Genomic DNA, 20,204 nt, shown 5'->3' on the forward strand with positions numbered 1-20,204 from the left:
TCTGCCTTTCTGGTGCCGTGGGCTAGGGCCTCGTCACGACCGGAGGGATGTTCTGGTTGTGCGGCAGGACGTTCTCGGGGTCGTACAGCGACTTGGTCGCCGCCAGCCGGCGATAGCGACTATCGCCGTAGAGGTCCATGGTGCTCTGGTGTCGCGTGTCCTGGACGTAGTTCACGTACGCGCCACCGTGCTGCCACAAGGCAAGGCTGTCGACCGTCTGCCGCGACCATCGCGCGTGCGTCGCGTCCTCGCCGACGTTCGTCCACTGCGCCGATGCCGTGACGATGTAAGGCGCGTCCCGGTTGGGGAACGCCGATTCGACATCGAGAACATCCGCGATCGCTCCGCGAAGGAACTCGAAATCGATGCTCGACAACGGTGACGTGATCGCGTGGCCCGCGTCGACGAGTGCGGCCGCCGCAGCGCTCGTGACGTCGCCGAGGTAGCAGGATTTGGTGAAGTACCGGTTTCCCGCTGGCTCGCTGTGGTCGCCCAACGCCTGCAAGGCGGCGTAGGACAACACCTGGTCCAGTCGCCCGTCCGGCGGCACCGACCGGAACAGCGGCGCGATCGCGTCGGGACCGTCGGGCTCCGGCCCGAACCAACCGGCGGTGAGGAAGAGAGCCGGCTTGCCTCGCAGTCGTTCCGGTATCCACTCGTGGTGGCCCGCGGTCTTCACTGCGCCGACCGTGTGCAGGTCCAGTTGCTGTTGCTCAGCGAACGCGGCATAAGCAAGCAGCGCTTCCTCTGTCGTGGCAAGTGCGTACACGCCTGTCTGGTGGACAACCGGAGCGACGTTGCGCAGCCGAAGCGTGAACCTCGTGACGACGCCGAAGTTTCCGCCGCCGCCGCGAAGCGCCCAGAACAGGTCCTCATGGTCGGCCAGCGACGCCTCGACGATCGAGCCGTCCGTAAGGACGACCTCGGCCGTAACGAGGTGGTCGCAGGTCAGCCCCCACTTGCGGGCAAGCCAGCCGTATCCGCCGCCGAGGGCCAGTCCACCCAGGCCCGTGTGGGACACCACGCCTGCCGGGCACGCCAGTCCGTGCGTCGTCGTCGCCGCGTCGAGATCACGGAGCAAGGCTCCACCCCCGGCCATCACCACCATGGCCACGGGATCGACGTCAACCGAGTTCATGAGCGTGAGATCGACCATGACAGCGTCGTCGGCGACAGCAGATCCGGCGACGTTGTGCCCACCGCCGCGTACCGAGACCGCGAGCCCTTCGGAACGTGCCCACCGCAGGACCCCGCTGACCTCGTCGGCGTTCACGCACCGAGCGATCACTGCCGGGCGACGATCGTGCACGCCGTTCCAGACACGTCGCTGCATGTCGTACTGTTCGTCACCCGGCCAGACGGCACGGTCACCCAGCAGCGAGCGCGGGCTGATCGACTTCAATAGAGGTTCGCGCATACCGGACCCATTTCAAGTAGCGACACCACAGGCGCAGAACAGCACAGATTTAGATCACTTTCTGCGCACACATGCGGGCGTGCGCAGAAAGTGATCTAAATTTCGTATTTGAAGCCAAAGTGCCTAACATATGCGCCGCAGGCATTCATCTCACAGATGGCGGGCCGGGCACGTACGACCTCGCGCTCCGATCATTTGCTCGCGAGCCATGCGATCTCTTCTCGCAATGCAAAGAGCTCAACATTCGCCAAGGCAAGCCTATGGGTATTTTCCCCACGGAGCCAATACCGTTGGACACGCAAAGCCGCCTCCCCTTGGATGCTTTCCCGACAAGCTACCGCCCATCGAGCTGCGATCATGAGCGTAGCAGCCAACTTCGCCGACCGTCAAGCAGATTGGACACTTCACTAGACGGCGTCACGAAGCAGAAGCCATCCGACTGACACCTGAGGAGACTGCGAAATATCGACGTTTCAGCGAAGACGAAATGGGCGACTCCCCCGCTTAGATGTCAACTCCGCTGAACATATTTGTCGCCCGCCGCTCGAAGTCGCTTACCGATTTAAGAAGAATCCGGTTGACCTGCTTCAGGACCTGCGTCGCAAAGGTTTCCGCCAACTGTTCTTGAGCATCGGTGAATGGATTGTGCATAGCGTGGCCAAGCGATGCCGCGAGACTTCCCTCCACGGTACCCTTGTGTTGGCCGAATCCTCGCCGAAGGACATGATTGTGTCGCGCCAGCATGTGGCAGATTTCATGCAGAACAATGTGATCGCGGTGGTAACCGGTCGCCTCGGCCCGGAAGATGATGTGATCGCGTTTGCCGTCGAAGTACCACAGTCCAAGCGGGAGTGCCGACAGAGTCATGGGATGGAGCATAAGCTCCCGTTGCCGCTGTGCGGCCAATCGGTCGCACAGCTCCCGGATACTCCACGGAGAAGGTAGCGGCGGAAGCTGCCCGACCAAGGCAGCGGCCGCCTCGTGCCCTCGGTTCGAGGACTCCAGGTTTCGCATCCACCCTCCCTCGGGACACTTCCTGCTCGACATCATCCTTACCAGCCCCTCGCGACATGGAAACCCGGAAGGTGTCGAATCCCCTGATCGGACTACCGTTCGTGGGGCTTCGCCTGGGCGGTCACGATCTCGATCGCCTGCTTGATCGCTTCCACCTGATCGGCATCGAAGGTCGCAAACCTGGCAGCCAGCGCCCGTACAGAGTCCGGATCCTGCTCGGCAAGCCGAGCAGGCGGGTAAAAGTACGAGGGGTGCTTGTCGAAGAATCGAGCCAGCAGATTGCTGGTCCTCTGCATCAAGTTCTCCGCCTCGCCTGTCAGGATGTTGTGGATGTGCCCATGCGAGATGGTTTCGCCATCGTTCGCCGCTCGGATGTCGGCAGCGATCCTCCGCACGCCGGGCACACGCCCATCGCCATACTTCTCGACCAGCAGGTTCCGCACCGTGCCTGCGAGCCAACCAGCGGTCGAACTCTCCGAGTTGACGGTGCTCATCGCTCCTACCTCCAGTGACACCCTACCAGGAACATCCACCATCCACTGCATTGGACAGGCGGAGCGACCTTCCGCTCGTTCGCCGGACGGCCCGCTGAACCCTTCCGTCAGCGCACGCGCTGCCCGGCGCGGACCACCGCACGCACTCCAAGGATGGCGCGGATATCGTGCAGCGGGTTGCCGGAGACCGCAATCAGGTCCGCGTCGTACCCGGGCGCAATACGCCCCTTGCAGTGCCCCACACCGCACACCTCGGCAGCCACCGACGTGGCTGCCCTAAGGACCTGGAGGCCGGTGAGGCCGCGATCGGCGGCGTAGACGAGGTCTGCAGGGAGCACGTCGTGCGGTCTGGCCGGATTGATGCCGGCGTCAGTGCACAGAGCGACGCGCACGCCGGCCTTCATCAGCTCACCAGCATGGGGTACGACGCAATCGAGGATCTCCTGAATCCACGGCTCCGGTGCGCCCTGAGGACGTGCAAGGGTGATGCCTGCCCGGATTCCCTGATCAGCCATGGCTTCAACCAGCGCAGAGTCCAAGACGGCACCCCGGCTCGTGTAGAACGTGCAGTGCTCGATGCCGTCGACGCCGGCCTCGACCAAAGCGGCAATACCACTGGTGGCGTGCGCGTGGGCAGTCACCGGCAACCCGTGCGCATGTGCGCTTCGCACGAGGGCCGCCATCGTTTCCAAGTCGTAACTGGGCCGGGCCGGGTCCGACCCCTGGGTGGTAAAGCCACCGGTCGCCATCACCTTCACCCAGTCGACGCCCCTGCGAGCTCGCTCCGCTACTGCCGCGATGACTTGATCGAGGCTGTCCGCCACCCCGCCGAGAAACCAACCGTGGCCATTGCTCGGAGTTATCGGCGGCCCGCTGACCAGCAGCTCAGGCCCCACTGCGCGTCCGCGCCGGTAGTCCTCCCGCAGGCTCAACAGGTCGAAGCCGCGACTACCGAGATCGCGTAGCGTAGTTATCCCAGCCGACAAGGCTTGGTCGGCATGCAGGCGTGCCCGCGCAAGCAAGCGTTCGCTGTCCTCGGAAAGGAGGTGCTCGGGATTGCCCCGTGGTTCCCACGACAAGTGGGTGTGGGCGTCCACCAGTCCGGGTAGCAGCGTCAAATCCCCCAAGTCCAGCAGGTCTGCGTGCTCCGGGGGCAACACACCAGAGCAGTCGACGTCGATGACGCTGCCGTTCTCACTCAGGACCAGCACCGGCCCGGCTAAGTATTTTTGCCCGTCGAACAACCCAGCCGCACGGATGGCGAGCGGGCGCACAAGGTCCTCCTCGACAATTCTGATCGTTCAGCCTCTCGCACTCGAAGACGAGGCTGCTCCCCGACTGCACCCACTCGCCGGCCGATCTCGACCACCCCGGACACTGGTCCATCCGAGGGACTCCTCCCGGTGGATTTTCTCCTCAAGACTCGACTTATGGCCAACTGTTTGAGATTATCTCGAACGAGAGTCGGCCACAAGCCAGGAAGGAAGCACGGGAGATGTCAGTCCAGTTCGAATATTCGCGATTCAGTGCTGATTGATGCTACAGGACACAGCCCGGCAAGCAATCATTGTCATCGTCCTGACAACACTGGCCATACGCTTCCCCTATCTGATTCGCAATCGCATGCAGCGACCCCTGTTTCTGATCCTTGTAGTGTTCGCGACAAGTTCGATCATCATCCAATATTGGTTCGCGGCAAAAGTCAACCATTTGACCGGGGTTGTGAAATTCAGCAACCTGCTTCAGGGGCTTTGGGGCCTGGTTGATATCACAGCAACCTTGTACTTCGCCGTTCGCATAACCGGTTTTCAGCCGAGGTGGCGATACAGCAGGGCCGCGTGGATAACCTGGGCACTGGTCACAGCTGCGGGCATGTCAACTTGCTTCGCGCTTACACCACCAGCGATGCGCTTCTCCTCTTCAGCCCAACTGAGCCCGTTCACCACTTATGCCCTTATTGCCGCCGCATACATGGTCGGCACCGCGCTGACCGCCTCATGGCTACTGTGGCGAAACTTGGCTGACGTCGAGGGAAAAGTCCTGCGCACAGCTCTAACGATGGTCATGATCGGCGATGCCATCATGATCCCCTTCATGGCCATCCGCACAGCGGAGCGCATGACGCCCATAGCGCCGGCACTGTCCCAGATCGCAGTGGTGTTGAGCACAGCTCGGTTCGTTCTCTTACCACTGGGTTGTGTCCTCGTGGCAGTGGAACCCCTCCATAAGGCGATCCTCTACCATTACCGGCAAATTCGACTCTACTCGTTCTGGCGATGGCTGCGCAACGCAACTCCAGAACTGGCGCTCACATCGACGAAATCTCGTTGGCGCGACATATTTGGCGCTGACAGTTCATGGGAACTCCTGCACCGGCGCGTAATCGAAGTACGAGACAGCATATTCTACTTGTATGACACACAAGCCTTCAGCGGCCTGCTCACGCAGGCAGACGACTACGCCAAAACCATCCCGCACGCCAAACACCCTGAGCTGGTCACCACGGCTTGCTGGCTCAAGGTCGCCCACCGTGCGGCACTGATGAACGCACCCAAAACGCACGAGGTGAACGGAAGTGAGTGGCTGCCCCGCGCGGCGGCGGCCGATTCGACCATACACTGGGAGACACGCTACTTCCTGGCGCTCTATCGCATGACCCGGTCTCAGGCGGTCCGGACATTTGCCGACAAGATCGCGCCTTCGGCGAATACCCGCCTTACTCCCTCGGAGCGCACCGGATCGAGCAGGCCTCAGAGACCGAGAGCAAGGGGGTCCGCATCGCGGTATGATCAGGTGCCGTGATGCACTCGCCACCGATAACGTCCTTGAGCCTGGATATTTCGATCGGTATCGGTTCCGCCTACATGCGAGGCGAGCTGTGCAAACCTCCGCAACCCCGGGGGGTGCAAGTCCTCGTGCACGGAGCAGGTTTCACCAGCAGATACTGGTCCATGACACCGGCGGAACAGTACTCCTACACGAACCGCGCATGGCAGGCGAACTGGGCAACGTTGAGCATCGACCGTCCCGGCCATGGCAGTTCGACACGCCTGTTCTCCGAGCAACCGACAGCGCCTGTTGTCGTCGATGCCCTGGTGACATTGTTGCATGACCTCAAACGAGGCAAATACGGACCGCTCGACCAGGTTGTGCTCGTCGGCCACAGCGCCGGGACCGCCCTTGCCCTCTACGCATGCCGACGCCACCCAGAAATCGCCGCCGACCTGTCCGGGATAGCGCTCACCGGCATGGTGCACGCACCCGACCTTGCCGATGTGGCCGTGCCACCCGGCGCCGTCCATGCAGCGAACCGCGAAGCTCGATTCGCCGACCTCGATGACGGCTGGATCACCACGGTACCCGGTCGGCGAGGGGACTTGTGGTGGTCTCCAGCAAGCCCAGCAGACCTCTTGCGCCAAGATGAGAACACAAAGGGGATCTGGTCACGCGCGGAACTGGCTGACGCACGCGAGATGTGGACGACCCCGATGACCGTTTCGGTCCCGCCGATACTGGTGATCTCCGGGCAACAGGACAACTCGTTCTGCCCTGCAAGTGCGCAGGCCGGGCGATGCCGAGACAACCTGAACCTGTCAGAGCACGAAGCACGGTTTTTCTTACGAGGCACCAGACTGACAACTCACCTTGTCCCCAGCTGGGGACATGTCCTCTCGCCGTCCGACGAAGCTTCGCGTTATATCCTCGCGTGGCTCGGACGCCTGTAAAGCGGCTCGTCAACCTTCTCGCTGTTCTTCCATCCTGTCGAAGGCAGACTTCAGAACAGTGCCGACTGGCTCCGAGCACGAGTCACCGGAGCCCGTCACAGCATCCTGCTTCGACGAACTTCGAAGCCGATCAGCAAGCCCATGTGTTGCGAGTCCAGAAGAACCTCCGGATCACGCTGCCCAGCGGCATGGTGCTGTCGGTCGAACAGGCTGTGAAGACACTGCTCAAACGCAAGCGAAAGTGGGAAATCCGCTCTGTCGGCAAGGGTGTCAGCGCTCATGAAATTACCCAGGTCTGAGGGGTTTTGTGAAGTCTCAGGACTTCTTGGACAGTTCGTACTCGGCACATCCTTGACAGTCGGCGCTCGTTGATCACGTTGTGACGGACGATCAACCTGATGCGCCCAAAGGGTCTTGGCTGGCAGAGCATCGTTTACGGGCTGTGCAGGAGGTTCGTGACGGGGCGCGAGTGGCTGAGGTCGCTGCTCGGTACGGAGCGTCGAGGCAGTCGATCTACGGATGGAAGGCCCGCTACGAGCGGGACCGGGCCGCGGGCCTGCAGGAGAGGTCTCGACGGCCACGGACCAGCCCGAATCGACTACCAGCCGACACTGAAGCGTTGGTGTGCGAGTTGCGGCGCACCCATCCCCAGCGGGGTGCCCGGCGCCTGGTGTTCGAACTGGGACGTCGCGGGATCGAGCAGGTGCCCTCACAAGCGACGGTGCACCGAGCCTTGACCCGCAACGGGCTGGTGGACCACCAGGAACAGGACCGCAAGCGCAAGTACCGGCGCTGGCAACGCGCCGCTCCGATGCACCTGTGGCAGCTGGACCTGGTCGGCGGCATCTACCTATCCGACGGACGCGAATGCAAGATGGTCACCGGCATTGATGACCATTCCCGCTTCGTAGTGATCGCCACCGTTGTCGCCGTACCCAACGGCAGATCCGTCTGCACGGCGTTCACCGCCGCGATGCGCAACTACGGCGTCCCATCAGAAGTGTTGACAGACAACGGAAAACAGTTCACCGGCCGATTCACCAAACCCCGCCCGGCCGAGGTGATGTTCGAGAAGGTGTGCCGGGAGAACGGCATCACCGCCCGGCTGACCAAACCCCGATCACCTACCACTACAGGGAAAATTGAACGCTGGCACAAAACTTTGCGCCGCGAGCTGCTCGACCAATTCGGACAGTTCGCGGACATGCCTGCAGCCCAGGCAGCGATCGATTCCTGGGTCTACGCCTACAACCACAGCAGGCCGCACCAGTCGCTCGCGATGGCCACCCCGGCAAGTCTCTTTCGCCCGACACGGACCGAAACGATCGCTGGGCCTACCCCGCGGGCGCGGGGATCACAGCACGACGCCGCGGATCAGACCGCGACAACCGCCGGGTCCACAGCGCCGGCTTCGACGGTGATCGTTGCGGTGAGCGCGAACGCGGTCGAGTTCGACAGCGTCATCGCCCACAGTGGCCTGCTCAGCGTTCTACCCCGCATACAGCGCATCAAAATGAAGGCCGCCCATGCCGGACGGCTCGCTCACGTCTGGGCAGACGAGCACACCATCCACCTCCTGATGGACGGTCAGCTGGTGAAGTCCGTCGCATCCAACCTCACCGCCACCGACCTGCACGAGCTGCAACTCCGCGGCGCGAACCCCGCCGGAGCACCACCGGCAGCCTCAACCGTCAGCAACAACCTTCTACCGGCCGGCGCGGCGATCGAGATCGACCGTGCCGTTGACAGCAGCGGCAACGTCAAACTCGGTCTCACCAAACTCGCCCTCGGCACTCAATTGGCCCGCAAGCGGGTCACGCTGCGCCTGGACGGCCACCTGATCCACGTCATCTGTGACGGCGCGCTCGCCAAGACCCTGCCCTCGACCATCACCGCGCAGCAACGCACCCGATTGCGCGGAGCCCGCGTGGCTGCCGACCCTGTCCCGCCGCCACCCGCGGGACCCATCCGGGTGGAACGCCGCGTCCCCAAAGACGGGGTGGTGATGGTGACCCGCCAGCAGATCCGCATCGGCCGCACCCACGCTGGCAAGACCGTCACGATCATCGTTGAGGACACCCACCTTCGGGTGCTGCTCAACGGCGAGGAATTGAGCTTGCACGCTCGCACAGAAACCTCACATCACACCCGGCGGCGTGGTCCTGACCAGATACGAGACGAGGCGCTGAGCGCGATTCCCCCGCGCGGTCGGGGAAGTGCCGCGGGTAGCGATGAGTGAGATACAGCACCAGCGAGTCGGCAACACCACACGAACGGCCCACGGCAGCAGCACCTACGCGCCAGTCTCACCGCGATGTCGCATACGACATCCGTACGACATCGATCGTGAGATTACGACATCAGTCGTGAGACCCTACAGAACCCATCTGGTGCTCGACGACGGTTCGTCGAGCCAGACGGTGTGCTCGTCGGCGTCCACGGTGAGTCCGAAGCGACTCCACCCTGGTTGTCCCAATGCGTTCCACCTCGCGTGGGCGTCTTCCACCATCGTCCACAGCCGCCGGGGACCGGCTTCGAGGACTTGCCGACCGCCGGCGTCGTCAACGGCGAGGGCGATCTGCGCCCAGGAACCGTCTGGGGTGGCCAGCCACGTGGACGTCGGCGGCTGGTCTGCGGGGGTGGAGGTGTAGCCGTATTCGATGTGGCTGCCGAGCGTCATGGCGGCGAGGAACCACGGAACGAGGGCTGTCCATGGGGTTGCGGTGGGCAGCGTGGTCGTGCGTGCGGTGGCGTCGGCAGGGTCGCGGACGGGGCGGAAGTGCGGGTCTCGGCGGCCGGCGTGGGATCGGGCATTCATGAACGAGGCGTACACCGGGTCGAAGCGGCCTTCGGCGGTGTGGACGCCGATCTTGGTGAGCCGGACGAGACTGCCCGCGCTGCGGGAAATCTTCAAGTCTGCGAGCAGAATCCCATGTGTGGTGGCCTGGTCGATCCACGCCGTGGGAATGCGTGACACGGCGCAGGTGGCGATCGTGCGGTCGAACTGGCCGAGTGCGGGTGCCCCGCAGGTGCCGTCCGCGGTGAGCAGCGTCGGGTGGTGACCCAGCTCGGCGAGCCGGGAGCGGGCCTGGTCGACCAGGTCGGGTTCGACATCGACGGACACCACGCTGGTGTCGTCGCCTAGCCGTTCGGTGAGCAGGGCGGCGTTGTAGCCGGTGCCGGTACCGATCTCCAGGACTCGCTGGCCGGGGTGGACTTCGAGGGATTCCAGCATCCGCAGCATCAGTCCGGGCTGGGTACTCGACGACAGCGGCTGCGGTCCGGTGTAGGCAGTGACCAGTGTTGTGTCGGAGTAGACCGTGGGGAGGTTCTCCGGTGCGCTGGAGTCGTGCTCGGCTGCGGTGCCGTCTGGCTGGCGGGTGAGGTAGCGCGGAACGAGCACGTGTCGCGGTACGCGGGTCACTGCGGCGTGCCAGGCAGCGGAGCGGATCCGGCCGGTGTCGCGCAGGTCGTCGGCCAGGGATCGGGCATAGGTGCGCCAGGTGGCATCGGTGATGATGGTCAACGACTGCTCCGCTCGGTGAGGAGGTCGGCGATGGCGGCTGTGATCGGTGCTCCGGTTCGGGCTTCGAATCCACCGTAAATGCCGGCGGTGTTGGCCTCGAGGAAGCACGGGCCGTCCTGGTCGACGGCGAAGTCTGCGGCGAGGTACGTCATCCCGAGGTTCTCGGCGTAGCGCAGGAGGCTCTTCTCCAACTCGGGTGGTGTCCAGATCCAGTCGAGGGTCAACGCGTTGATGTTGGCTCGCCAGTCGATCGAGGCGGCCGGGTCGTCGGTGCGGATCGCGATGGTGAACACCTGCTCACCGACCACGATGACACGCCAATCCTCGTGTTTGCTGACCCGGGCCTGCAGCTGTGTCGCGGTAGCGGCTACCGGCGCGAAGGTGTCCGGGTTCAGGTCGCGCAGGGGACGTGTATGGGCCACACGCGCCTGGTCGTCGCTGTGGACGATGTTGGCGCCGAGTGACTTGGTGACAGCCGCGTCCGGGCCGAGGTCGGCTGCGAACGAGGCTGCGGCGGCGGGCACGTTCGTGATGAGCGTCGAGGGGATCCGCAGTCCGCAGCGGCGTGCGATCGACAACTGCAGTGGCTTGTACTGCGCGTCGGCGGAGCGGTTGGGATGGTTCGCCCAGACCGCGTCGAGGGTGGCCAGGACACCGCCGAGCCCGAAGCGCGCCTCGGCGTCCGCGTAGGCCCGGTGCGCAGGGGCGAGGGTGCCCGGGAAGTCGAACTGGCTGCTGCGGCGGTACCAGATACCGCGGATGTCACTCAGCTCGACGCGGCGATGCTCGGTGGCGAGGTAACCTTCCCACCGGCCGGTGCCGTCGACCCGGGCGTCGACGGCCAGCCGCTGCGGGAACTGTCCCAAGTCCACCCTGAACACAGCGGTGCCCCGTGCGGTCAGTTCGGTGACAATCGGGTCGGCGGTGAGGTCGCTGTCCCGAACGAACAGCGCGACCGTCCGTGAGCGCGTCAGCCTTCCCACCCCCAGACTTCCTCGGTGTGCCCATGTTCCTCTGATGAGTCCTCGGACCCAACCGACGTCCACTCTCGTTCCATGGTCTCGGTCAGGGGCCGATGCTCGGCGTCCACGGTGACCTGCAGATATGGTGAGTAGGTCGCGGTACGCGGCGCCCGGACAAGGCGGGGAAGCGGCACGGTTCGGGCCAGGGCGAACGGCACGACCTGATCGCTGGGCGACACCGTTGCTCGTGTGCCTGGCACCGCCGTTGTCAGCGGTGCGCTGGCGAGCGGGTTGCTGTCGCACAGGTTTTCTGCGGTCATTCTCATCCTGGCAGCGTGTCGAATCCTATCCGCGCAGACAAGGCCACCAGCTGACCTTCACCTGACTGCACCTCGCAACGCACCTGGAGTGGCCTTATATGGCTGGCCGGTGAGCTCAGTGGGAATGAGGGTCTGCTACCGCGATTGTCCCGGGGTGGCCAGCCCAGGTGCCTTGGTCCTGGGCGGTGCGTTGCTCCACGTGCTCCGGCGTCATCGGGAGAGGCTCGCCGTCAATGACGGTGAGGAACTCCCACCGGTGTCGAAGGCCGGACTGCCCACATGCTTCGCCTGCGGTTTTGTCGTGGAACGGCACCATGGCGACCGTGCCATCCCCGGCGTGACGGAGTAGGACGTAGTGATTCGCTCGTTCGACGCCCTGCCATTGGTCGTAGTCGGTCACGCTCGCCCCGCCTCCATCGCATCCCTCATGTTTGCCCAGACAAGGTACGGGATCTCGGGCTTCGCGGCGGCCTGGGCCAGAATCCCTAACGTGCCCAGACTGACGGCCTCGTAAGCAGCGCAGAAGTCTGCCTACTCGGGCCGGTTCAACCACGACTCTGGGAGAATGCCGTTGACTTCGTAGCGGTAGGTGGGGACAGGTGGTGCCTTGTCCTCAGTGTCCAGCATCAGGCCGTTGATCACGAACCTGTAGTCCTCCGGATCGGCGGATCGGCGGGCCTCATCATCCTGCTTCGCCAAGTGGTCAACTAGCTCGGCCCGCGCTTCGGCCTTCGCTCCGGCTTCGGTGATCGCCTCGGCGACGACTCGAAGCATGGGCACGTGCCCGCCCTGCGGGTACACGACTACGAATTAGCGGGGTGGCTGCATGGGAGCATGGCATGAATCGACTCCTGCTCACGCGCGCGACGCGCAGACGATGTCATCAGAGGTACCCTTTCGACTGACTGAGGGGCGGGCCCCTGGTGCGTGATCTGCACCAGGAGCCCGTCTACCGCCGAAAATAGTGCGAGGTCAGCCGACCTCGTCTGTTTCGACCAACCGAACCAGGTTCGCCCATCCGGTCCCCGTCACAGGGAACATGCCGCCGCTCGGGTCCTTGCTGTCCCGGACGAATGCGTGGCCGCCAGCGAACGCGATTTCGACACAGTTGGTCTTGTTGGGGTCCTCGCCGGAGTAGCTCGACTTCCTCCAGCTCAGAGAGTGCACATCTATGTTCTTCATCGTTGCTCTAACGCCCTTACTTGTTGGTGAAGAAATTCCGCCGTCTCGTCAGTTGACGAAGCGGCGCGTACGGCGCGGTCAAACTTCTCGGTGAACCGCTGTACGTCGTGCTCATCTTCCACGAAGGCTGCTCCCGCTGGGTACTCGAAGTACGCCGCCGAGGGCTCTGTCGCTTCCTCGTAGTCGATGATGTGGAGGCCGCCGCTCGTGACCCCATAAGCGCCGGCCGCGGCTTTCACCACCTGAATTGTGACGTTTTGTTGGCCCATCAGGTCGAGGATGTGGAGTAACTGCTGACGCTGGACGGCGGGTCCGCCGACGAGCCGCGTGACGACGATCTCGTCAATCACCGCGTGAAGCTTCAAGGGCCTGGGCTCGCTGCGGTCGAGGCGTTGCTGACGACCGAGGCGAATGGTGCTGGCCGCCATTGATCGGGAACCAGGGTCGTGGAGCTGGTCTCCGAGCGCCAGTGTGTACGGCTCGATCTGGGCCAGACCGGGCATGACTGACGGCTCGACAAGTCGAATGCCCGCCGCCACGCGCTCTTCGTTGACGAGACGGCGAAACGCCGGATGAGTGTCCCGCGCCAGACGTACCGGCTTGGGCTCATTCTTGGTCGCCTCATACCTGCGCCTGGCCTCTGCCAACTCCGCCTTGCCGCCGCCGTAGAGCTTCACCAGGGTCGTGATGGTTGCCCAGATCACGCGCAGGTCGCCGCGTTCGTACCTGCTCACGGTGCTGTGACTCTGGTCGAGGCACTCACCAACCTGGATCGCCGACAGTCCGGAGGCGATACGCAACTCGCGGAGGAACGCGCCGAGGGCACGCGTTGCGCGTGTGGAAGCAGCCATGCGGGCAGCATAGCGCCCAACCAAAGAGACGCACACGCGCACTATTGGAGTATTGCAAGACGCTTGTGCGTCGGTTTAACCTCGAAGTATTGGATCGATGACAGTCAGTCGTTGGCGCGGTTTCGGTGAACCGTTGGCGACGTCGTCGGCCAGCCGAAGGCGGGCAGGGAACTCGACCCCTGCCCGCCTGGGGGGCGGCATCGATCCCAGGCACTGAGGAGACGGCGGATGAGGAAGACGCTCGGGCAGGCAATTGCGGACGGAGATGCCGTCGTCGGCGTTGTCGCCGTGCTGCTGGTGGTCGCCGCTATCGGAGCCGCGCAGGTCTGGTGGCACCAAGAGGAGCGGGAGGGCACCCTGACCAGGGCTCTCGTGGCGAAACTCGGGGTGATCCTCTGGTGGCGGCGGCCTGGCCGACACGCCGCCGATGCGCTGACGGCAGAGCCGGACGCCGCGGTCCCTCCGGTTGCCCCGCTCCCGATCCGCAGGTGCACCCGTCGACATGTTCGCGGTTTCCACAGAGCGCGCTCCAGCGCTCCTCAGACCCTCGGGCGCTGCGCGAGTTCCCCCACGCCAGCGCAGCGTCCGGGGTGCCACTCGGCGAGCGCATCGTCATGACGGGGTTCCCGAGTTGGCTGACTCCCTGCGAGCTTAAGGCGCTCAAGCTTGCGACCAAGCGCGGCTATGACTTCGACTTCGGCGACGAGCCGGAAACGGTCACCGTGGTTACGTGCCGGTTCTGCCGACCGGGCTACGAGGACAACGTCTTCTTGGCGCGGGAGACGCCACCCAGTGAGTCGCATGCTGCCCGCTACCCGCTTGGCGAAGGCATCTGGGGTCGCGAGCATTTTGGAGGCGGTATGCCGCCTACTCGAAAGCATGTCAAGGGCTCCATAGAGACAGTCGTCCTCGCGGTGCTCGCGTGGGACGCAGAGGAAGGCAATGAGCCGTGAAATCCACACTAGCTACGACGAGCTGCGAAAGCTGGCTGACGAGTTCCGCGAAGCCCGTGCCGGGGTACGAGCAGATTCGACACTTCGCAAGGGTCGGCGCAAGGCGCGTTGGGCGGCTGGTCGTCGCGGCATGCGGCGAATACTGCTGGACAAAAGGCGATGAGCCCAGTGGAGCGGCTGGGGATCCCGCAGGCCAGGCACTCTGTTCGCGATGTCGAAACGCTTATGAGCGACGACTTCCCGGTGTCGGACGACGAGAGGCAGACCGACGTGCCGGGGTTCGACGAGATGGCGCAGCGCTGCCGGGCGGCACACCGGGGCGATCCCGTGACCACGGAAGCGATGCTGGAGGCGATGTACACGGCCCTGACCGAGGGACAGGCCGAGGTGTCAGCCTGGGCGGGTCCCAACGTGCTTCTCGTGCAGGTTCGCTGGCCGGACGATGAGTAACGCCCCGCCACTGGTGGTGATCAACCAGGCAGAGGCCGCGGAGCGAATTCTGAACGGAGAGGTCTGTACCTATCCGTGGGAGTGGACTGAGGGCCTGCTGTCCACCTGGATTCGCTGGCTCACCGACGAGTGCACCCGTCTCGGAATCGCGGTGACGGTGGAGGACATCCCGGACGAGGAGATGTCCATCGCGTACCGGGCGGGCACGCTGCCCATGCCGCCGACGATCCGCCGTCAGATCGCCCTGGTACGGCACTGGCGGAATGACCGCGAGCGTGAACGGATTGCCGGGTACCTGCCGGACCTGCCGACGGATCGACTGGATCCGCCCCCCGCGCTCGTCGGAGTTGCGCCATGAGCGTCATCCTGCGGTGGCTGCGAATTTTAGCCATCAGGATTCCCCTCGTCGATTGACGTCGTCGAGGGGATAGCTGGTCGACCCCTTCCCCCGACAAGTCGACCAGCGCCGTTAGGTGCATGCCGCCAGCCCCCCAGCCGGGATTGGCGGCACGCATCTGTCCCGCACCGACTATCTACGAGAGGCAAGCTATGAGCGCCGCCGCATCTGACTGGGCCCCGTACGCGCGTGGAGTGACGTCGTGACCGGGCCGGTAGGGAAGGGCATCAACGCGGGTCTCGGGCTTGCCGCGTTGTGTAGTGTGCTCTGCTGGGTTCTCGCGCTCCTGTGCGTTGCGCTCCAGAACTCGGGCGTGCTGAGCGGGCGCGACGAGGACTGTTACAAGTTGGGGTCCGCCGCGGAGGTCCTCATCATGGTTCTCGCGGTGTACTACGGATTCCGTGTCGCCCAGGACGCCCGGCGGCGGGCCGGGCGCATCCGCCGTCGTTGAACCTCGACTTCCCTGCCAGCGGGAGAAATCGTGTGACCACGCGACGCCAAGGGTCTTGTGGAACTCATGAACCATACCGCCCGCCCCGTCAACACATGACCGATGCTGAGCGCGGAGCCCTACGGCCCATGTGGCAGCTGTTCGACCCCCTTGATCACCTGGACGAGAACGAACACCGATCAAGCCCACCAGACCAGACCGACGTACCGACTCGATGAAAGATACTCAGATGCCGCCCCTGGGTCCCACACCCACACTGGCCGATGCAATAGCGCGGCTCGTAGAGCTAGAGTTGCAGGACGAACAATCGCCTTGGCACAACGTACTTCCCACCAGTTCGGCGCTGGCGCAGCGCTTCAAAGTCTCGGGTCGAACCGTCGGCAACGCCTTTGTGATACTGGAAGCGCGCGGACTCGTGGTCAAGCGTAGTAGGAGGTACGTCGCCGTACAGCAGAGCGGCCTACCCGTGACCCTGCTAGCCGCCTTGGCTGCCGATATTGCTGAACTGATCACCGACCGGACTCTGACCGAGCGGCTACCATCTCAGCAAAAGATCGCCCATCAATTCAACATCCATCAGACTACGGTCAGCAGGGCCATCACAATTCTCGTACTGCAAGGGTTCGTCACCAGCGATCGCCGGACCATCTCCGCGCATCCCCCGGCAACCTTCATCCCACCAGGGCCCCAGAAGCGCGGCCCACGGCGCAAACAGCCGCGCAGAATCGTCCGTAAGAAGTACGAGCAACACGTCTTTCGGTCGACGCAACTGATCTTCGCCGACATTATGGAAAAACACACCTCCGGTCTTGACCGTGCTGGCATCAACGCGCCGAAAAACATCGCCGAACGATACAAAGTCTCCGACGACATCGCCGAAGAAATCTACTTCGCCGTGCTAGAGACCATCGGTAACGATGCAACCAGTTCGTCACATGAAAAAGCGCCCCCTACTGCTCGACCCAGGAAGGGTACCGGTGAGCAATAGGGGGCATTGTCGGGTCGGCGGTGGCACATGCACGCCGACCCGGTTCTGTGGAGCGCTACGGGGCCTGAGGCTGCCCCGCGGGCCCGTTGCTGACGGCGTACACGCCGACCGCGCCGAGTCCGGCTAAGAGCCAGTTGGAGCCACGGCGTCGGCACGGAGGTGCGCTTGCAGAGCGGCACGCCCACCCTGCGAGCACGCGACGGTGCCGAACTGCACTTCGCTTGGGCTGCCGGATCCTCGCCGTCCTGGGTGCGCGCAGACAGGCTCGGCCACGCCATCGAACCAAGAGACAACCAGACCGCCGCCGAACTGACCCGAATCGGCTGCCACTAGGCAAACCTGCCAGCAATCTAACCCCATGCAGGTCGCGTCGCCCGTCCAGGAAGGCACCCGGTCTGCCACAGCGTTTCGCGATCCCTGTGAAGGCGGTCCCGTCCGGTCAGGAACGGGTCTATGCCGGCAGGTGAAGGCCAGCTCGTGGCCTCATTGCGGCATAGACGCGGTGTCAGACTGATCGACAAGGCGTCATGTCGCGGTGGTCCACGTCGTGGACTCGGCTCACCGCAGCGTCAAGGATCAAGTCCATCTGCTGGCGCCATATCCAGGTCGCGGAGCAGGTTACGGCAGTGGTGGACGTGCTGTCGCTGTCGGGTGGGGCAGGCGTTGCCGGTACGCTGCCGACAGTGCAGTGCAGCAGTGCTGAGATGACGGCGCTCGCGTCCTCGCCGGGAAGTCCGATCGCGATCAATTCGGCGGAGAGTAGCTCGACTCGCTTCAACAACGGTGGTGGGCTTTGCCGGGGTGAGAACAGTTCCCTCGCCAGGCCGGGATTGCTGGTCACGACCGTCCACAGTGTCGTGAACAGACCAAGAATTTGTTCTTGCCACTCCGTCACGGTCAGTTGTCCGGGCCACGCGATGTCGTTGTTGAGCCGTTCCATTGCCGCAAGCACGAGATGGTCCAGTGACGGCACGTAGCGATACAGCGCGGTGTGCCGTACTTTGAGCCGCTTGGCAACGTTTGTCATGGTGAGCTGCAGGAACCCGATACTGATCGCCGCGTTCGTGATCTTCTCCTGGTTCAAGATCGGCGGATGACGGACGACCCCGGCGAACGGGAACGTCCGCTACCGAGGCGTCATCATCAACGTTAGGCATCCAGCCAGCATAGGGCCCATCCCTGACGAAGCGAGGCGGCATTTCCCGAATACGACTCTGATGACGCCTGTGCGCAGGGGTTCGTTGTAGCGATGTCCACAGCAGACGGCCGACGGTGCAGCCGTAGTGCCACGTCGGCCAGCTGCACGCGGAAGCGGGCTGCTACTCGAGCGGATGCCAGTTCCGCCAGGGACGTTGGCCCTGGTTGCCACGTAGGCATGCGACGCGGTGCGCCGCTTGGTCTGTGAGCGCGGGGTCGCTACCTGCTTGCTGAGCGGCGAAGAGTGCCTTGCGGAACTCGCGAATGTTTCTCAAGAGCTTGTAGCGGGGCGAGTCGCGCACGTCGTACCCGTAGCGTTCGCAGAATGCCCGGTAGCCGACATCATCGAGCCAGCCCACCGAATCGTGGTTGAACGCTGCTAGCATGAGATCCCACTCCGGCGGGCCGACGGCGACACGTTCCAGATCGAGTAGCATCGATCGGCCGTCGCTGGTGTGCGCGATGTTGCCGTTGTGGGCATCGCCGTGGAGCACACAATCGGGCCGCCCAGCCGGCAAGTCTGCGTAGCGACCCTTCAACTCCACGAGATGCCCTTGCAGCCAGCGTCGATCATCTGGTGACAGCGTCACCGCCTCATCGATGCGTTCATCGAGACGCACAAACGGTGTCAAGGGAAGCAGGAAGTCAGGAACTGCGAGCGAATGAAGGTGGACCAGGACGGTGGCCATGTCGGGGTAACTGCCGTCGATGTGGTCGGGCAGCTCACGCCAGAACGTGACCGGGCGAGTTGTCCCGTTGCCGTCGCTGCCGTCCACGGGCTGGGTGACGTCAGGGAGCGGCTCGACCGCCGCGATGTCGTTGCGCTGAAGCCAGCGTGCTACCTCGACTTCCCTGCCCGCCGCGCTGCTCTGGCCGGCTTGGGCGATACGGGCGACCACCCCGCCCTCGAGCCGGTAGATATCGTTCTCACCCAGATGGATGGGTTCCGCGTGGCTCGCGCCGATACCGACCTGACGGCAGGCGTCGGCGAGGATCGTCTGGGACACGCTCATGGCACCTCGACTGTGTGCCGGATGCGGGTACGCAGTTCTGCGATACCTGGCACTGTGCGGTGTCGCGCGGCGAGGGCATGAAGTCGGCCGAGGTCTTGAGTCACTCTGCGGGACCTCAGGCTGGTGCTGATCTGCAGAGGCTGCTCGGCGAGCGCGATCGCCTCGTGTGGGTCCCCGGTCTCGAGCGTGTGCGACGCCAGGCGGATTTGACAGAACGTCCTCGCCCGCACGAAGACCTCGCCGAACCCGGCCTGCGCCGAGGCAAGCCGGGTGGACGCCTCGGTGACGAAAGCGCCGTGGGACGCCAGGTCTGCCAGTGCATGTCCTACTTCGCCCTCGTGCTCGGCGAGGTCGTACCACTCGATGATGGCTGGGTCGTTGACGGACGAGGCGCGGGCGAACTCGTCGTCGGCGCGCCCGACAGCGGCGGCGGTGTCGTGGACCCGCCCCAGCCGGGCCAAGGCCCTGGCACGAACGGCTGACATCATCGCTCGTTCGGTGGGCACCAATCGGTCCGCGCGGACCAGGCCGTATTCGATGTAGGTGAGCGCGTTGTCGAAGTCGCCCTGCCAGAAGGCCTGGCGTGCCAGGGAAGCAAGTGCGCCTGCGCGCAGGTGCCAATTCTCAGCTTGCTCTGCGCAGGCCAGGGTGAGCTGAAACAGCTTCTGCGCGTCGTGGTGGGCGAAGGCGTCGAACGCCATGAATCCCGCGGTGTGGCCCAGGTGCCCGACGGCGGTGAGCAACTCGCTGCGTAGGCGCAGCGGGCAGCTGGCGTCCAGCAAGGCGACACTGCGGCGAAGTTGCGCTTCCACCGCTTCTCTGAGCATGCCGCCGCCGTGTTCACGATCGCAGGCCTCGAACGCCCGCGTCGCTGCCTGAATCTGCTCGATCTCGAACCTGCCCACGACAGCGGGGAGGGGCGTTTGCTCGGTCGGCACGACCAGATCGGCCAGTGGCGCGCTCGCCGCGCCGGCGACCACGCCCAAGGCCGTGCTGAGAAACTGCTTCCGATCCACATCTACCAGCGTAGAGGCAGTTCGGCTGGGGCGTCGAAACCCCAGGTCAAGGTCACTCGCCGCTCCGAGGACTGCCCGCAGCCCAGCCCTGCGCTCGGCATCTCGGGGCCAGCGGTAGTCACCTCGTTCCAGCTTGCCGATGTAGTTGTCGTCCAGCGCGATCACACGCTGACAGTTGGTGAGCACCCACTCTTGAACCAGGTCCGCCAGCTCGCGCCGCGACAATGAGATACCAGGCCTCTCGGGCG

The 20,204-nt window shown here is 64.2% G+C and carries 21 protein-coding genes and 1 pseudogene; 8 read left to right on the forward strand and 14 right to left on the reverse strand.

Annotated features, from left to right (window positions below):
* Nucleotides 1–22: 22 nt before the first annotated feature.
* From QMK34_RS20905 to QMK34_RS20920, 4 genes are all read right to left on the reverse strand, one after another.
* Nucleotides 23–1,417, reverse strand: coding sequence for an FAD-binding oxidoreductase (locus QMK34_RS20905; RefSeq protein ID WP_326415842.1), 1,395 nt, complete (start codon nt 1,415–1,417; stop codon nt 23–25).
* A gap of 504 nt (nt 1,418–1,921) precedes the next feature.
* Nucleotides 1,922–2,284: a hypothetical protein gene (locus QMK34_RS20910; RefSeq protein ID WP_326415844.1), complete on the reverse strand. Its 363-nt coding sequence runs from the start codon at nt 2,282–2,284 to the stop codon at nt 1,922–1,924.
* Between the two features lie 239 nt (nt 2,285–2,523).
* Complete coding sequence (locus QMK34_RS20915) at nt 2,524–2,925, reverse strand: hypothetical protein (protein ID WP_326415845.1); 402 nt, start codon at nt 2,923–2,925, stop codon at nt 2,524–2,526.
* 107 nt (nt 2,926–3,032) lie between these two features.
* Complete coding sequence (locus QMK34_RS20920; RefSeq protein ID WP_326415846.1) at nt 3,033–4,199, reverse strand: metal-dependent hydrolase family protein; 1,167 nt, start codon at nt 4,197–4,199, stop codon at nt 3,033–3,035.
* A gap of 262 nt (nt 4,200–4,461) precedes the next feature.
* Here QMK34_RS20920 and QMK34_RS20925 point away from each other — a divergent pair, with 262 nt between their 5' ends.
* Together QMK34_RS20925 and QMK34_RS20930 are read left to right on the forward strand one after the other, a co-directional pair.
* Nucleotides 4,462–5,727, forward strand: coding sequence for a DUF6545 domain-containing protein (locus QMK34_RS20925; RefSeq protein ID WP_326415847.1), 1,266 nt, complete (start codon nt 4,462–4,464; stop codon nt 5,725–5,727).
* Between the two features lie 62 nt (nt 5,728–5,789).
* Complete coding sequence (locus tag QMK34_RS20930; protein WP_326415885.1) at nt 5,790–6,650, forward strand: alpha/beta hydrolase; 861 nt, start codon at nt 5,790–5,792, stop codon at nt 6,648–6,650.
* Nucleotides 6,651–6,745: 95 nt separating this feature from the next.
* On the opposite strand, the gene QMK34_RS20935 is transcribed toward QMK34_RS20930, so the two are convergent.
* Nucleotides 6,746–6,931, reverse strand: coding sequence for a hypothetical protein (locus tag QMK34_RS20935; RefSeq protein WP_326415848.1), 186 nt, complete (start codon nt 6,929–6,931; stop codon nt 6,746–6,748).
* 98 nt (nt 6,932–7,029) lie between these two features.
* Here QMK34_RS20935 and QMK34_RS20940 point away from each other — a divergent pair.
* Nucleotides 7,030–8,814, forward strand: a pseudogene (locus QMK34_RS20940) (IS481 family transposase); the annotation flags it as partial.
* Between the two features lie 210 nt (nt 8,815–9,024).
* Here QMK34_RS20940 and QMK34_RS20945 read toward each other — a convergent pair.
* The 6 genes from QMK34_RS20945 to QMK34_RS20970 all read right to left on the reverse strand — a co-directional run bounded on the left by QMK34_RS20945 (nt 9,025) and on the right by QMK34_RS20970 (nt 13,491).
* Nucleotides 9,025–10,176, reverse strand: coding sequence for a methyltransferase domain-containing protein (locus tag QMK34_RS20945; protein WP_326415849.1), 1,152 nt, complete (start codon nt 10,174–10,176; stop codon nt 9,025–9,027).
* Complete coding sequence (locus QMK34_RS20950; RefSeq protein ID WP_326415850.1) at nt 10,173–11,159, reverse strand: MvdC/MvdD family ATP grasp protein; 987 nt, start codon at nt 11,157–11,159, stop codon at nt 10,173–10,175. The genes QMK34_RS20945 and QMK34_RS20950 overlap by 4 nt, the downstream gene beginning before the upstream one ends.
* A complete protein-coding gene (tgmA, locus tag QMK34_RS20955; protein WP_326415852.1) occupies nt 11,147–11,458 on the reverse strand; it encodes a putative ATP-grasp-modified RiPP in 312 nt (103 codons plus the stop codon). The genes QMK34_RS20950 and tgmA overlap by 13 nt, the downstream gene beginning before the upstream one ends.
* Nucleotides 11,459–11,989: 531 nt before the next feature.
* Nucleotides 11,990–12,238, reverse strand: a complete 249-nt coding sequence (locus QMK34_RS20960) for a hypothetical protein (RefSeq protein ID WP_326415853.1) — start codon at nt 12,236–12,238, stop codon at nt 11,990–11,992.
* 192 nt (nt 12,239–12,430) lie between these two features.
* The gene (locus QMK34_RS20965) at nt 12,431–12,640 is read right to left on the reverse strand and encodes a DUF397 domain-containing protein (RefSeq protein WP_326415854.1); all 210 of its coding nucleotides are present in this window, start codon (nt 12,638–12,640) and stop codon (nt 12,431–12,433) included.
* Nucleotides 12,637–13,491, reverse strand: coding sequence for a helix-turn-helix domain-containing protein (locus QMK34_RS20970; RefSeq protein WP_326415855.1), 855 nt, complete (start codon nt 13,489–13,491; stop codon nt 12,637–12,639). Before QMK34_RS20970 ends, QMK34_RS20965 begins: the two co-directional genes overlap by 4 nt.
* A gap of 590 nt (nt 13,492–14,081) precedes the next feature.
* Between QMK34_RS20970 and QMK34_RS20975 the strand changes: the two genes are divergently transcribed.
* The 5 genes from QMK34_RS20975 to QMK34_RS20995 all read left to right on the forward strand — a co-directional run bounded on the left by QMK34_RS20975 (nt 14,082) and on the right by QMK34_RS20995 (nt 16,730).
* Nucleotides 14,082–14,444, forward strand: a complete 363-nt coding sequence (locus tag QMK34_RS20975) for a hypothetical protein (protein ID WP_326415856.1) — start codon at nt 14,082–14,084, stop codon at nt 14,442–14,444.
* A gap of 225 nt (nt 14,445–14,669) precedes the next feature.
* Nucleotides 14,670–14,894 carry a hypothetical protein gene (locus QMK34_RS20980; protein WP_326415857.1) on the forward strand — a complete coding sequence of 75 codons (225 nt, stop codon included), beginning with the start codon at nt 14,670–14,672 and terminating at the stop codon, nt 14,892–14,894.
* A complete protein-coding gene (locus QMK34_RS20985; protein ID WP_326415858.1) occupies nt 14,887–15,252 on the forward strand; it encodes a hypothetical protein in 366 nt (121 codons plus the stop codon). The genes QMK34_RS20980 and QMK34_RS20985 overlap by 8 nt, the downstream gene beginning before the upstream one ends.
* A 241-nt stretch (nt 15,253–15,493) precedes the next feature.
* Nucleotides 15,494–15,742, forward strand: a complete 249-nt coding sequence (locus QMK34_RS20990; protein WP_326415860.1) for a hypothetical protein — start codon at nt 15,494–15,496, stop codon at nt 15,740–15,742.
* A 292-nt stretch (nt 15,743–16,034) separates the two neighbouring features.
* Nucleotides 16,035–16,730: a hypothetical protein gene (locus QMK34_RS20995; RefSeq protein WP_326415861.1), complete on the forward strand. Its 696-nt coding sequence runs from the start codon at nt 16,035–16,037 to the stop codon at nt 16,728–16,730.
* Nucleotides 16,731–17,235: 505 nt separating this feature from the next.
* Here the strand turns inward: QMK34_RS20995 and QMK34_RS21000 are convergent.
* The 3 genes from QMK34_RS21000 to QMK34_RS21010 form a co-directional block, all read right to left on the reverse strand.
* A complete protein-coding gene (locus tag QMK34_RS21000) occupies nt 17,236–17,814 on the reverse strand; it encodes a TetR/AcrR family transcriptional regulator (RefSeq protein WP_326415862.1) in 579 nt (192 codons plus the stop codon).
* Between the two features lie 235 nt (nt 17,815–18,049).
* Nucleotides 18,050–18,934 (reverse strand): aminoglycoside phosphotransferase family protein, encoded by an 885-nt coding sequence (locus QMK34_RS21005; RefSeq protein ID WP_326415863.1) that lies wholly within the window; start codon nt 18,932–18,934, stop codon nt 18,050–18,052.
* 2 nt (nt 18,935–18,936) lie between these two features.
* Nucleotides 18,937–19,956 (reverse strand): XRE family transcriptional regulator, encoded by a 1,020-nt coding sequence (locus QMK34_RS21010; RefSeq protein WP_326415864.1) that lies wholly within the window; start codon nt 19,954–19,956, stop codon nt 18,937–18,939.
* Between the last annotated feature and the right edge of the window lie 248 nt (nt 19,957–20,204).

Origin of the sequence: Amycolatopsis sp. H20-H5 (assembly GCF_035828755.1) — a bacterium.
GTDB lineage: Bacteria > Actinomycetota > Actinomycetes > Mycobacteriales > Pseudonocardiaceae > Amycolatopsis.